This window comes from Oligoflexus sp., from assembly GCF_035712445.1.
In the GTDB taxonomy this organism is placed as follows: domain Bacteria; phylum Bdellovibrionota_B; class Oligoflexia; order Oligoflexales; family Oligoflexaceae; genus Oligoflexus.
Genome location: NZ_DASTAT010000056.1, coordinates 1 through 13,644, shown reverse-complemented (window position 1 = coordinate 13,644; position 13,644 = coordinate 1). Strand labels below are relative to the sequence as shown.

Below are 13,644 nucleotides of genomic sequence, written 5' to 3'. Positions count from 1 at the left end.
CTTATTCCGATTTTTTGCCAACTCTGAGAATTCTCCGCCCTCATTCCGAACCTAATCGTGAGTCAAAAACTTGTGCGATGAAGGTGAAAATCGGCCCCATGACAAGGCGCTTTTCAAAACAATGGTCCAGGCTTCAGGCTCTCCTGATCGCGATGACCATGGGCTTCGCGCCGCATGCGCTTGCGGCTGACTGGATGCAACACGTTCCCGTCCCAAGTCTTGAACTCCAGGACATCACATCCACAATAGAAGTTCAACTCACCTCAGAATACCGATCCATCAAAGCCTATGACCGCCATCTCTCCATCGACGAGATGCTGACGGAAATATCCAAGGAAGGCGCCCTGGCCTTGACCGGACCGAAAGTGACGATCCGGGAATCAGGCTACTATATCCTCGTGAGCGCCATTCACAATAATACGGGCGAGGATCTGAAAATCGCGCAGTACGAAGGCGTCGTGATAGAAAAGCATTCTTTCCTCGTCACCGATGGAAAAGTCGAAGCTTTGCCGCGACGCGGGCTTCTGGGTCACTACTTTATCATCCCGCTGAAGCCCGGGAAAAATTATATCGTGACCTCCGTTAAGAACGATTATAAGGTCGAGTACAGCACGACCTTCGTCCGCTTCAGCGATCTCGAAACAGTGCTGGGCTATGATGACTCCAAGAAAATCATCATCCCCTTCTTCTTCGGAGCCATCCTTCTGATCCTCGTGCATACGATCTGGATTTATTTTTCCTTCCGAAAATTCTATTTCCTCTTCTATTCACTTTACGTGGCTTCAGCGTTTTACTTTTTTTTGATGTCCTACGGCTTCTTTTTCCCCTTCTCCCTGGTCAATGGCGCCATAGCCGCCTGCCTGTCGAGCGCCTTTCTCCTGGCGTTCTGCCGCTATTTCCTGGCCTCCAGAATACGCAATATTCGTTTTATCGGCGACGTCCTCATCCTTGTCGCGATCGCCTCGGCGATCTATTCTTACGTCGCGCGCACGATGGGCTTCAGTGTCCTCGTTCCCCTGGCCTCCATCAGCTTTTTCACTTTTGCTTCGATCCGCGCGGCTCTCGCGGGTTATAAGCCGGCCACGTACCTCTCGGTCGGCACGCTGGTCTTGACCTTGTCCCTTGCTGCCCTGGCTCTTGAGATCTACGTGCAGATCCATCCCCTGCTGGCCCATTGCGCGCTGTTTGGTTTCATGTTCGAGATCGTCTTCTTTACCCTCGCCATTCTCAGCAAGATCACGCTCCAGGAAAAGCGGGCCAAAGAGGAGAGCGATCACGCCTTCAAGCAGCTGTCCAAGGTGTTCTATCCCCATCAGATCAAGCAGATCCGGCAGGCGGCGGAACTGGAGCAGACCATGCCTACAGGTTCCGGCAAGGCCTGCGTGATCAGCTTCGATATCATCGGCAGCTCCCGGATTCACCACGAGAAAGCCAAGGACTTCTTCCGCAATGTGTTTCTGCGCTGCAATGAGATCATGATGGAAGGGTATGACGGAACGGAACTGCGCGCCAACGCATACCGCATCAAAGAGCTGGGCGATGGCTTTCTCTGCAGTGTCGGTTTTCCTTTTAAATCCAGGACGGGATATATTGCCCGGGACACTTTGGAATTGGCCTATAAATTCTATGAAGCGTTTCAGGATGAGGTGCAGAAGCTCGGCTATCACGAGCCGATCTGCTGCGGCATCGGCATCGCCTTCGACGATGTCATCGGCTTCTATCCCGAATCAGGGACCAAGGAATACGATCTTCACGGGCGGGCCATCGTGCTGGCGACACGCTATGAGAATATGCGGAAGAAGATTCTCAGGGACATGGCCCCATCCAGCATCATCATCCTTCATGAGAAAGTCAGAGCGAGTCTTCAGCGCGAAAGCCTGGAGGGATTCGTCGAATATTGCCTTCAGGATCACGGGGCGGTCGTCCGTGACGATCCGGCGGCGACGCGACTTTTCTATAAGTTTCTCAGACCCGACGATGTCCTCGAAGAGAACTCCACATCGCGGTCAGCTTGAAAGAAGGAGGCCATATCCCCTTCACGCCCCCTTCATTCGAGCCAGTCGCGCGAAGTGCACCGAGCGCTTATCGGAAGCCACCCATCCTTCTCGTTTGATAGAGACGGGCGCGTGCCTTGACGCTGAGTCCTGGCACCGGCCCCGTGGGAACGCTATGCTGATGCAAAGCCATCCCATTTCGCGAAGGTCCAGGCGCCACACCTTCCCAGGGTTTGCGATCGATATCAGCCGCATAAGCCTTATCGGAGAGCCACACATAGCAGTCGGTTTTGCCGCTGCATTCCTCAGCAGAACCGATGCTCTTATAGCCGTGAGCTTCAAGCCAGGTCTGAATTCGATCATCCACCCAGCCATGCAGCATGAAAAATACCGGGTTCACATGCGACGAATAGGTTCCACCCAGATAGTCATAGCTCGGGTCATCAAAGAGCCTGGAAAATTTTCTTTCCCACTCCGGATCCAGAGGGTCGCCAGGAATTTCCATATCAGCAGGATTCAGAAAGCGCATGTGCATGTTGTTGTGAATGGTTTGCTCGATCCGTTGTCCATATTCTCCAAGTGTCATGCCCTTCACCTTTTCGATATCGCGATAGTCCTTCTCCCAGGTATCGAAGGTTTCCTGATCGCTGCCCCAATCGGTTGAAGGATGGTTCTTGTCATCGAAACGTGGCAGCACCTTCCAGGCGGGCACCATGGTCTTGCCTTGGGAGGCCATGGACTGACTGATGGTTTTGAGCATATTGTGATGCATATAAAGGAAATCCTCGCCATCGGGAGTCCCCTGACGGTTGCGCTGGGGAGGTGCCACGCCGGGCCCATAATGGGAAATGAGGGCATCCTTATCCTTCTGATCCATATACATCCACTGCGAGCGCATTCCATGCCAGAGGTAATGCCAAAGGCGATGCCCTCGATCCGTACCCCAGGCGCGAACCAGGCGATCGCGTTCCACGTCGCCGCTTCCTGTGCCCCAAGCTCCTGTGCTGTTAACAGCATAATAGCCGTGCCCAATGGCCGAGACCTGGCAGGTCTGCTGAGTTTTGTTGTCAAATTCCAGATAGAGATCACCAATGTCATGTCCACCCTCGGCGCTGAGAGTCCAGCTGCCGTCCGGGTTGCCAGCAACCGTCATGCTAATGTCCTGCATCCGATAGCTGGCTCGCGTCAGGAAGTCGTCAGGGGATTGGATGTCCTTTTCCACCGTTTCGGTGAAGACTGCTTTTTCAAGATTCGGCTTGCAATCTGCATAACCATCGGACGGTAAAAAAGTCAGCTGAACTCGTTCCAGCCGAAGTTCGCCATCGGCAGGAGGCGAGCCCGCCATGCGATTGATACTGACGACAGCAGGCTTGCCCGGCTCAATCAGAAGAGGCGCCTTATCAAGAATTCCGCTGACGCCGGCTTCAGGCGTGCCTTGAATGACCTTGAGCCGACTCGGATTCTTGTGAATCGTTTTGCACGATATGCCCAGGACCGCATAGAACACACAGGCAAGATAGAGGCGCACGCTCATTCTCCTCATGGGGGGGATTTTTTGAAGTCTGCGCTCATTTTACAATAGTTCTTATGCGATCCATCAGGAAATTGATGGAATACGGTTGGATTGGGAGTTCCTAGGGTTTCTTTTCCAGCACATCCTGCTTCAAGTCCGGAAAAACTTTCGACACCTTACTCAGCACATAATCCCCATAGGTGCCCTGGAACGCATGCACGCTGGCTTTATCCCAGCGTTCCTCGCGATCGTCCTGCTCCACCTTGGCGAGCGGCAGCGCTTTGACTTCCGTGTCAAAACCCGGATCGAAAAAAAGCGGATAGGAATAGCGATTCCGTCCCGAAACATTTTTCACGCGATGCGGCGTGGACTTATAAAGTCCGCCCGTCATGCGATCGAGCATATCCCCGATATTACAGACAAAAGAATCCTTCACAGGAGGCGCATCCACCCAGTGTGAACGGGATTTGACCTGCAGGCCGCCGCAATCATCCTGCTTCAGGATCGTGAGAAGTCCATAATCAGTATGCTCACCGACGCCCCAGCTTTCCGTGCTTTGCGGTTTGGGATCGGGTGGATAATGGAAGATGCGGAAGAGGATCAAAGGATCCTGGGTATAATGCTTATGAAAATAATCGGCGCTCAAGCCCAGACTCAGTCCCATGATTTCCATGAGGCGATGACCGAGATTCGTCACGGCATCCATATAGGAAAGGATGCTGTCCTTGAAGCCTGGCAGATCGGGAAAGAGATTGGCCCCGTGCAGCGGCACAGCGGCCTTCACCTTCGGATGATCGGCGGGCAATTCCGTGCCCAGGTAAAGCCCCTCTTTCAGATCCGGTTTGCCCGAGGTCAATTCTCCGCCCACAGGAAAATAGCCGCGCCACGCCTTGCCGCCGAGCGCCATGCGCCACCGCATCTTGTAGGCTTCATCTTTTTGAAAGAATGCGTGACTCAATTTCTCCAGGCGTTCCTGCAGAGCCGCGTCCACACCGTGGTTCACGATGTAGAAGAACCCGCTTTCGCAGCAGGCCCTGCGCACAAGAGCCGCCACCTTCTGTTTATCCTGGGCCAGATCCACGATGGGGATGCTCGTGAAGTCCTGCATGAAAGCCTCGCTCTATTGAAAGTAACGTGGGTTACACTTCTCGCGGATGATGTCGGGAACGGGATCACCATTGATGATATCCGCCAGTATTTTTGCTGAACCATGAGCCCAGGAAAAGCCGTGGCCGGTATATCCCGAGCAGGTGAAAATCCTTTGGCTGTCGGTCGGACCGATGAAAGGGAAGCCCGTCTTGGATGCCGCCATGATCCCGGACCAGGAGAATTCCCATTCCACTTCCTCGCTCAGCGCATAATAGGTTTCCACAAAATCCTTGAGGCCCTGCTCGACAAGCGGATTGACGCCAATATCATAGATCCCGATTTCACCGCCTTCCGTTCGATTCCGCCAGCCGCCGATCATCAGGCGATTGTCCTCAGTAATGATCGCATATTCATAGCCGTGATCGAAGCTATGCGGATAACGGACTGGGAATTTGTGGTTTTTCAGGGGCTTGCTCGTGATCAGCTGCCCCCGGAAAGGCTCGACGAGACGATGCTTGGCGAAAAAGTCCGAAAGCAAAGGGGAGTAGGCATTCGCCGCAATCACCGCTGCGTCGCAGGAAAGATCGCCCCAGGGTATTGTCGTGAGCCGCACGCGATCCCGCACTTCATCCACTGCGGTGACCTTCACACCGGAGTGATAACGAAGTCCCCGTTTCAGGCAGACTTCCAGAAGACCATTCCGAAACAAAGTCGGATGCGCCTGGGCCGATCCTGGTTCGAAGCGCGCGCCGTGAACGTTACGAAAACCCATTTTTTCAAGCTTTTCGCGACTCACATACTCGCTGCCGAAGCCATTTTTATTCAAAAGAGCGATCGACTGCTGGATCTCGCGCTCTTCACTTTCATCGATGGCAATCACCAGATAACCATCCTGTTTATACTGCGCCTCGATCTTATGCCGCAGGATCGTGTCGCGTACTTCATGGCAGATATCAATGGAAAGGGCCCAGAGTTTGCGGGCGATCTCTTCCCCATGCAAAGCTGTGAGCGCCTGCATGGATTCCACTGTTCCATAAAGAATGTGACCACAGTTCCGAAAGCTCGCAGCGTTCTCCGCTTCGTAATCGACCAGCAGGATATCGGTGTAACCCTTTTCCTGCAGCCAATACACGGTGCTGACGCCGGACAGGCCGGATCCGATCACGATGATCTCGGCATCGCGCGGTTGATCCAGGCTGCCCTTCAGGGCAGGTATTTCAAGCCAATAGGGATGCGAATAACCAGACATGACTCACTCCAGTGGGACGTTAAATTCTCCGTCCAACGGCTGAGCATCCGGAGTGGCTGTGGGAGTGGGTGTCTCCGTTGGAGTCGGTTCGGGTGTTGGTGTTTCCGTGACGCTGGGCGTTTCCACAATCGGTGTCCCGGCTGTGACCTCATCATCAGCGGCATCATCCGCAGCATCATCAGGAAGCAGGGCCTTGGGTTCCTCGACTGTCGTTTCGGAAGGTGGGTCGGCCTCTTCGCGATTCAGCTCACGCAGCTCCTGCAGCTTTTTCGCGAGCTCATCCGAAACGAGAGCGCCGGATTCCGCCGCCGGTTTCTGTCCCTGCTGCGCCGCATACTGATCGGCGATCTGCAGCGTGCGCGAAAGTCGCGCCACATGCTTCGTAAAAAATCGCGTCCGGGTCCGCGGGTTGTGTTTCTTCGGACTCGGCAGACTCGCGGCCAGCTCCGCCGCCTGCGCTGTTGAAAGATTATAGGCGCTCGTGTGGTAATAGTAACGAGCCGCGGCTTCGATTCCATAAATGCCCAGACCGAATTCCGCCACATTCAAATAAACGTGAAGGATTTCCGCCTTGCTCAGCTTGTATTCCAAAAGCCAGGTGAGAAAGAGTTCATGGAATTTGCGCAAGGGATTCCGCGAAAGGCTAAGAAACATGTTCTTCGCCGTCTGCTGGGAAATCGTGCTGGCGCCCAGCAGAATCTTTTTATGCTTCCAGTTGTATTCCATCGCATCCTGGATCGCCTGGAAATCAACTCCGTTATGCTCGTAAAAACGGCTGTCTTCCGACAGGATGAAAGCCTTTTTAATGCGGTTCGGCAAAGGTTTCTGCAGCGGCGTCCACTGCAGGCGCGGCAGCTTTGGGTTCTCGGCCCGCTTTTCCTTATAATCTTCAATCAAGGCGGATTCCGGCACTTTGCCCTGACGCAAGGCGTCCCAGTCGGGCCAGATGACGATGAGGCCAATGACTTCAAACAGGAAAACAGCTGCGATCAGACCCAGCAGCCCACGCCGCCAGGTCCATTTCATAGATTTCAACCATGCAAAACGCGAGGGATTGGCCTCGTTCATGCGCCCGCCGCCAGCTGCTGTCCATGGTGTCTGAGTATATCAAAGAGGGTATTGAAAGGAGCTCCGGTCGCGCCGAAGGCCACCCCCGGATAATCCCCGCTCCAGTTCCAGCAGCTTGAGAAGATATCCATATGGACCAAAGGATGACTGGCGAATTCCTTTAGAAAATGCGCCGCCACGCTGGAGCCACCGCCGATATTCGCATGCGAAGGCAGGCGGCCGAGGTTGGTCAGGTCCGCAGCCTTTGTGGTATTCGCCGTCTTGAAGGGTAAAAATTCCTCCCAGCAGCTGAAGCGTTCACCCCATTTTTTTCCGCGTTCATGCAGAAGGTTTTGCAGCTCATCCGATGCGAAGTGAACGCCCGTGAAATAATTCGAATACTGGCGCAGCGAAGCCGTGGTCAGCGTTGCGGCCATCAGCGTTAAACCCGGTTGATAAAGACTATGCGCATAGCTCATGGCATCGGCAAGGATCAAACGGCCCTCGGCATCGGTATGCTCGATGAAGACGTCCAATCCCTTGTGACTTTTCACGACAACACCCGGCTTCATCGCATTGGCGTCTATGGAATTTTCACAGGATGGAATCACAAGCACGAGCGGGCCTTCATAACCGGCTTTCACCAGCGCCTGGAAAAGATGCGCGGTCAGCGCCGCGCCGCCCATATCATTTTTCATGGCGTTGACGTGACTGTCGAAGGACTTCAGGTTGATGCCACCCGTATCAAAGGTGATGCCCTTGCCGATCAGCATCAAAGGTTTTCCCGGTTTATTGGCCTGATGCGAGACGATATAAAGCCGCGAGGGGGAACGCTGGGCGCCCTGACCCACGGCCAAAAGAAGGTTCAAACCTTCACGCCGCAGCTCTTCCAGGCCCATTTCCCGAAATTCGCAGCCGTTTTCGCCGGCAAACTTCCGCAGGCGATTACCGATTTCAATCGAGGTCAGTTCATCCGGATTTTCGTTGATCCATTTGCGATAACCCTGCATCGCCTCCCAGCGGATGGCGTTATAGGGATCGCTTTTCTGCAGTTTTTCGGAGTTGGCCGTCACGATATCGACCCGCGCCCAGTCGTTGCCCTGATCATTGGGCTGCATCGAAGCCAGGAATGCGTCTTCCGCCATCATGAGTTCCTGCGCGGGTTCCGCGGAAGCCGCAAGGAACACGCAAAGTTTTTTCACCCGCAGCTGCTGACGGAGGGTCCGATAGAACTGCGAAAGGATCCAGCGGCGCTCCAGGGTATGACGGCCGGCTTCTGTCCATTCAACGACGGCATAGGGTCGACGCGGATCTTTGAATCCCATATGCAGTTTCGCATAGTGAATCTCGCGCTGCAGGGTGGGGATCGCCTGTTTTTTAAGCTCATCAATCCACGCGCTCACGGGACTGCCTGGACTGGTCAGCACCAAAAGAAGTCCATCTTCACCGTGATCCTGCTCGGGATACCCATCCGCTACCGACTTGCGATTCAACACCTGTCTGCTCCCTATCGTAATGCCAACTGAGTCGACCATCAGTTTGCCGCCTGGACCCGGCCCTGGTCCATCATATTTTTACGTCAGGTCGTTCAAAACCGAGGGAGAAGCCGACAGAGCGCCCATGCCTTCGCAGGCGGAAATCGCCTCGGCGCCTACAGCCACAACCCCGAGCACGTACTGGCTTTGATAGGGATCATTGGTGAAGAAAATGCCTTTTTCCACCGCGTTTTGCTTGGTTTGGATCGGATGCTGACTCTGCAGAGCCTCGGCCAAATCAGTCAGCTTTGCCCAGCCCTTGCTTTGCGCTTCGAGGGCCGTGATGGTTTGCCAGAGACTCGGTTGATAGGAATTCACGCGTCGCCGCAGACCCCGCGCAATATGACCCATAGTCATGCGGCAGTTCACTTCACCCAGGACCCGCAGATAAACGCGATCGCGCCAGCGGTAAAGCATGGTGTCAATGCCGGCCGCATAGCGATAGCCACGCTCCTGCAGTTTGCTCCGAACAAGACCGGCCACCTCCAAAAGCCTTTCATAAGCGGCTTCCTGGCCCTGCTTCGCTGCGAACATCATCGTGCGCAGCTCGGGCTCCAGCGCATAGGACACGGGCTGCAGGGAATGGCCCTTGTATTGGCCCTTGGCATTGGTGTGGAAGACGAAGCTGCTCAAAGCCTCCTCGTCTGGACTCCAGACCACGGAAATATCCGCGATTCTTTGCAGCCAGGGCTCGATCAGAACCGCACCATATAGTTTCAGCTGACGTTCAATCCAACCGAGCTGCGATTCGCTCAAATCCTGGCCGGGATAGGCCCGCAGCATACCCGATCCGGCAAATCCATAAGGACTCTTGATCACCGCGGGCGTTCCGAACTGTTCATGCAGCCGCGCGACGGCCATGAGCACATCAGTCATATCGCGTAAGAGAGCCCCATCCGCCTCCTGCGGTCCCCAGAGCGATTCATCATCACCCGATAATTCCTGACGCAGATCGCGTCTTAAAGCCGGCAGCGCGGACTTTCTGAAGAGTTCCATCCAGGGGTTCTGCCAAAAACCTTCGGTCGCCAGGTCAATGGGCAAGGGTTTCTGCCCGCCCGGATCCAGGATGCGCGCCATATCCAGACTGCGCGGCGTCCAGCCCCAGGGCGTGAGACGTTCCCAGCGTCGGGATTCCAGGATGCGCCGCATCTCGCGCGTGCTTTCCGGCTGTTCGCAGAATTCGGGAAGATCAAAACCAAGTTCGCGCATGCGCGCGAGCCAGCGCACGGATGGAGCCCTGTTCGCCAGCACCACATCCCCGGGCTTCGCGACAAACATCATGCAGGTCATGAGTTCGCCCATGACCTTGCGCGTGCCCTGATTGGGACTGTAACCCGGGCTTTCCCGCGCGAGTTCCAATTCACAGTCAGCGTTATACCAATGCAGCGCCGGAAGCTTGCCGCCTTTGCTGCCCGAAAAGACATCGAGTTGTTCCATGAAATCTTCGCTCAAGTTGGCCCTCCGACGCGCTTCGATATCAAAAATAGGACCTTTGGCCCGGGCTGGACTTAAAGGCAACTTCAGACGCTTCTGATAGGCCTGCCACTGCGATTCCTCGGGATCCTTCCAGCGATTCAACCAGCTCACGCCATGCTTCACGTGACCGATTTCATCCTCGTAAACCTTCTGCAGGATCGCAGCGGTTTCGGTATCGCCGAGTTGGGCAAAGGCCTTTTGATAATAACGAGCGAAATCCAGATTGGCCTGTTCGAAGGTTAGGCTCATCCCGATCACAAAATCCAGGGGATTCTGCATCGTCTTCAGGCAATCCCAAAAAAATTGATTGACCGGAACGGCGCCTAATTCCACACCGAGCGCCTGCATCCTGTCCTGGTAAAGACGGAGATGACTTTGTTCTTCGGCAATCGTCTGCATGAGCCCCTGGCGAAAGACCGCCGGAGCATCGGGGAAACGCAGAAGGGCCAGGGCCATGATTTCAATGGCGAGCAGTTCGTGATTGGCAAAGAAATGAAGGACGATCCCGCGGGTCATATCATCATCCAAAGACCGGGCATCGGGAAAGGGAACGCGCACGGCTTTGGGCGCAAACGCGAGGGCCGCGGGACGGCCGGGACTGGCCGGAATTCCGATCCCCGGTCCGCGCTCCTCGTCCGTCCAGCTGTCCGGCAGCAGGAGTTTATCCTCCAGTCGATCGCCGAAGAGCAGACGCTCCGCTATCAAGCTGATGTTCATTCCCGTTCCTATCAAGGCATGATGAAGCCGATGCGTTCATGCAGGCGACGCAGCGTGACCTCGGCCTTGGCGATGGCTTTTTCCGCGCCGTTCTTCAAAATGCGATCCAGCTCCGACTTATCGGCCAGAAGCTCCTGGGTGCGTTTTTGAATCGGCTCCAGTTCCTTTTTCACGATCTCGGCGGTCTCCATTTTCAGGTGACCATACATCTTGCCCACGTAGCGCGCTTCGATCGCGGCGATCGTTTCTCCGGTCAAGGCCGATTGAATATCGATGAGATTGCTGACGCCGGGCTTATTCTGCCGATCATGCACGATGTCCTTGCCCGAATCCGTTTCCGCGCGTTTGAATTTCTTATCGATTTCAGCCGGCGTGTCGGTCAGGAAAATACTGCCGTTCGGATTCACGGCGCTCTTGCTCATCTTGCTCGTCGGATTCAGAAGATCCATGACGCGGGCCGCAACAGGCGCGATATAAGGCTCGGGCACGACGAAGGTATCGTCGCCATAAAGCCCGTTCATCCGCTGCGCGACGTCGCGGGTCAGCTCCACGTGCTGCTTCTGATCATCACCGACCGGAACGAGATGCGTATCATAAAGAAGAATATCCGCCGCCATGAGCAGGGGATAGGTGAAAAGTCCGACAGGGATGTTGGCTCCGGCCTTGCTGCTCTTATCCTTGAACTGAGTCATGCGGCTCAGTTCACCCATGTAGCCGTTGCAGTTGAGGAGCCATGCGAGTTGCGAATGCTGCGGCACGTGCGATTGAACGAAGAGCATGCAGTGATCCAGGTCCAGGCCTGCTGCGATGTAAATGGCAATGGCCTGATAGGTGTTGTCGCGAAGCTGCGCCGGATCCTGCCGCACGGTGTAGGCATGCAGGTCGACGGCCATATAGTAGCAATGAAAGTCCTTCTGAAGTTTCACCCAATTTTTTACGGCACCGAGGTAGTTGCCCAAATGCAGATTGTTGGTGGGCTGGATGCCGGACAAAATGACTTTTTTACTCGGTGTAGGAGTGGCCATGTGGTTTCCTTTCGCGACAACGGTTCCCCACGATATACTGATTCTGGATGAAAACCGCCAGCATTCCCGGCCTTTTGAGTGTCCTCGTGCGGACAAAATGTGTGAAAGCCTTGCCTAATATTGCGTACCTAGCGAGGATCGCCTACATTGTTAAAGAAATTTTTTCTGACCTGCTTTGACCGCGTCACTTTGAGGATTAAATTTTGGATAGCATTACCCCTACGCACATCGGAATGGTCTTTCAGCTGGCCATTCTCGAAGGTCTTTTGAGTTTCGATAACGCCCTCGCTCTTGCCGCCCTGGTCAGTGACCGCCTGAAACACCCCGAAGACCGCCGCCATGCCCTGCTCTGGGGGATTTGGGGTGCCTATATCATGCGGGTCGGCATCGTGTTTGTGGGCGTGACCCTGATGGAGCACGAGTGGGTTAAATTTCTTGCCGGCGCCTACCTCGTCTGGCTGGCGGTTAACGAACTGTTTTTGAAAAAAGCCACAGAGAAAGAGCAGCCCGTGAAGGAAGCTCATGAATTCAGGCTGCCTGATGAAGTGGGTCAGCCCTTGGTGCAGCGGGCCGGCTGGAAAGCGGTATGGAAAACCATACTCGCCGTCGAGCTGATGGACCTTATGTTTTCCATAGATTCCGTGGCTGTGGCGCTGGCCGTGTCGAAGGAAAAATGGGTGCTCGTCACGGGCGCGATCCTCGGTATTTTGATGATGCGCGTGGCCGCATCCTACTTCATTCGCTTGATCGAACGCTTCCCGATTTTGATCGAAACCGCCTTTGTCCTGGTGGGAATCGCGGGTATCAAAGTCCTTTTGGAAATCCACGAGATCAAGCTCGGCAGCTTCCATATGCCGATGCTCGGCCTGCACATTCCCGAAGGCGTTTTCCTGCCTCTGATGGTGGCGATTCTGGTCGGCGCCGTTCTTCTGAACTACAAATATCCCGAGAAATTCAAAAAGGAAGTTTAAGGCGTAGAACCTGGGCAATTTCTGCCCTTGGGCCCGGCCTTCTCGCTACCGAAAGAGCCCTTGGGGACGTGAGTCCCCGGGACTTCGGAATCAGAGAAGGAAATGCCCATGACTTCGCACAGAATTTTGCGTGCCGGCATCTTTATCCTGGCCTTCCTTGTGGGGCTTCTGCGGGAAAGCATTGCCCGCGGCCAAGAGACCTTAACCCCAGCATACAAGCCCGTTCCCAGCCTCGCGTCTGGGGAAATTCACCCGCGCTGACCGGGCGTGTCTTCGCCTTCCTTCCGTAAAAAAAATTTGTGTCTTCACTTTTCTCATCAAAATCTTCGCACAGACGCGTTATAGCTTCATGCAAGAATGCTTTCTCTATTCTGCCGTAAAGGAAACAAAGATGATCAAACAGATTGCTCTTGGGTTGGCCCTGGGTTTAACCAGCCAATTCGCCATGAGTGCGGAGCAGCCGTCTGCCAAGGCGGAGACTGTGACTGTTCCTGGTGTGAAAAGCGTAACCGAAGTCGAAGGCCTGAAGGAATATCAGCTGGCCAACGGTCTGCGGGTTGTTCTCTTTCCCGATGCCTCCAAGCCTCGTGTGACAGTTAACCTGACCTTCAATGTCGGTTCGCGTCACGAAGGTTACGGTGAAGCGGGCATGGCTCACCTTTTGGAGCACATGCTGTTCAAGGGCACTCCGGAGCGGCCGGATATTTGGAAGCAGCTGCAGGATCGCGGCGCGCGCTTCAACGCCTCGACCTATTTCGATCGCACCAATTATTTCGAAACCCTTCCCGCTGGCAACGGCAACCTTGAATTCGCCCTGGCGCTCGAAGCCGATCGCATGGTGAACAGCAAGATCGCGCCCGAGGAATTGGCCAAGGAATTCTCGGTGGTTCGCAACGAATTCGAGCGCGGTGAAAATGATCCGACCGGCGTTCTCTTCGAACAGATGATGAACGCGGCCTATCAGTGGCACGGTTATGGTCGCACCACGATCGGCAACAAAAGCGATATCGAGCAGGTACCGCCCGAGC

Annotated in this window: 11 protein-coding genes; 4 read left to right on the top strand and 7 right to left on the bottom strand. The window is 54.9% G+C overall.

Features of this window, described 5'->3' with window-relative positions; translation table 11 throughout:
* Positions 1–98: 98 nt before the first annotated feature.
* Positions 99–2,015 (top strand): 7TM-DISM domain-containing protein, encoded by a 1,917-nt coding sequence (locus tag VFO10_RS11510; protein WP_325140179.1) that lies wholly within the window; start codon positions 99–101, stop codon positions 2,013–2,015.
* Between the two features lie 67 nt (positions 2,016–2,082).
* Here the strand turns inward: VFO10_RS11510 and VFO10_RS11505 are convergent, their stop codons facing one another.
* From VFO10_RS11505 to trpS, 7 genes are all read right to left on the bottom strand, one after another.
* Positions 2,083–3,522 carry a hypothetical protein gene (locus tag VFO10_RS11505; RefSeq protein WP_325140177.1) on the bottom strand — a complete coding sequence of 480 codons (1,440 nt, stop codon included), beginning with the start codon at positions 3,520–3,522 and terminating at the stop codon, positions 2,083–2,085.
* A 106-nt stretch (positions 3,523–3,628) separates the two neighbouring features.
* Positions 3,629–4,615: an isopenicillin N synthase family dioxygenase gene (locus VFO10_RS11500; protein WP_325140175.1), complete on the bottom strand. Its 987-nt coding sequence runs from the start codon at positions 4,613–4,615 to the stop codon at positions 3,629–3,631.
* A 12-nt stretch (positions 4,616–4,627) separates the two neighbouring features.
* A complete protein-coding gene (locus VFO10_RS11495) occupies positions 4,628–5,845 on the bottom strand; it encodes an FAD-dependent oxidoreductase (protein ID WP_325140173.1) in 1,218 nt (405 codons plus the stop codon).
* Between the two features lie 3 nt (positions 5,846–5,848).
* The gene (gene mtgA, locus VFO10_RS11490; protein ID WP_325140171.1) at positions 5,849–6,913 is read right to left on the bottom strand and encodes a monofunctional biosynthetic peptidoglycan transglycosylase; all 1,065 of its coding nucleotides are present in this window, start codon (positions 6,911–6,913) and stop codon (positions 5,849–5,851) included.
* Positions 6,910–8,388 (bottom strand): M17 family metallopeptidase, encoded by a 1,479-nt coding sequence (locus VFO10_RS11485; protein ID WP_325140169.1) that lies wholly within the window; start codon positions 8,386–8,388, stop codon positions 6,910–6,912. The genes mtgA and VFO10_RS11485 overlap by 4 nt, the downstream gene beginning before the upstream one ends.
* A gap of 78 nt (positions 8,389–8,466) precedes the next feature.
* Positions 8,467–10,620: a DUF455 family protein gene (locus VFO10_RS11480; RefSeq protein ID WP_325140167.1), complete on the bottom strand. Its 2,154-nt coding sequence runs from the start codon at positions 10,618–10,620 to the stop codon at positions 8,467–8,469.
* A gap of 11 nt (positions 10,621–10,631) precedes the next feature.
* On the bottom strand, positions 10,632–11,645 hold the full coding sequence (gene trpS, locus VFO10_RS11475) for a tryptophan--tRNA ligase (protein ID WP_325140165.1): 1,014 nt from the start codon (positions 11,643–11,645) through the stop codon (positions 10,632–10,634).
* A 203-nt stretch (positions 11,646–11,848) separates the two neighbouring features.
* Between trpS and VFO10_RS11470 the strand changes: the two genes are divergently transcribed.
* The 3 genes from VFO10_RS11470 to VFO10_RS11460 form a co-directional block, all read left to right on the top strand.
* Positions 11,849–12,616 (top strand): TerC family protein, encoded by a 768-nt coding sequence (locus tag VFO10_RS11470; RefSeq protein ID WP_325140162.1) that lies wholly within the window; start codon positions 11,849–11,851, stop codon positions 12,614–12,616.
* Between the two features lie 108 nt (positions 12,617–12,724).
* A complete protein-coding gene (locus VFO10_RS11465) occupies positions 12,725–12,877 on the top strand; it encodes a hypothetical protein (protein WP_325140161.1) in 153 nt (50 codons plus the stop codon).
* Positions 12,878–13,007: 130 nt separating this feature from the next.
* Positions 13,008–13,644, top strand: a 637-nt coding sequence (locus tag VFO10_RS11460) for a M16 family metallopeptidase (RefSeq protein WP_325140160.1), incomplete at its 3' end; no start/stop codon positions are given.

Bases quoted from the DNA above. Each gene is read 5' to 3' on its own strand.
- VFO10_RS11510 (WP_325140179.1), top strand. From the start codon at position 99: ATGACAAGGCGCTTTTCAAAACAATGGTCCAGGCTTCAGGCTCTCCTG.
- VFO10_RS11500 (WP_325140175.1), bottom strand. From the start codon at position 4,615: ATGCAGGACTTCACGAGCATCCCCATCGTGGATCTGGCCCAGGATAAA.
- VFO10_RS11495 (WP_325140173.1), bottom strand. From the start codon at position 5,845: ATGTCTGGTTATTCGCATCCCTATTGGCTTGAAATACCTGCCCTGAAG.
- mtgA (WP_325140171.1), bottom strand. From the start codon at position 6,913: ATGAACGAGGCCAATCCCTCGCGTTTTGCATGGTTGAAATCTATGAAA.
- VFO10_RS11480 (WP_325140167.1), bottom strand. From the start codon at position 10,620: ATGAACATCAGCTTGATAGCGGAGCGTCTGCTCTTCGGCGATCGACTG.
- trpS (WP_325140165.1), bottom strand. From the start codon at position 11,645: ATGGCCACTCCTACACCGAGTAAAAAAGTCATTTTGTCCGGCATCCAG.
- VFO10_RS11465 (WP_325140161.1), top strand. From the start codon at position 12,725: ATGACTTCGCACAGAATTTTGCGTGCCGGCATCTTTATCCTGGCCTTC.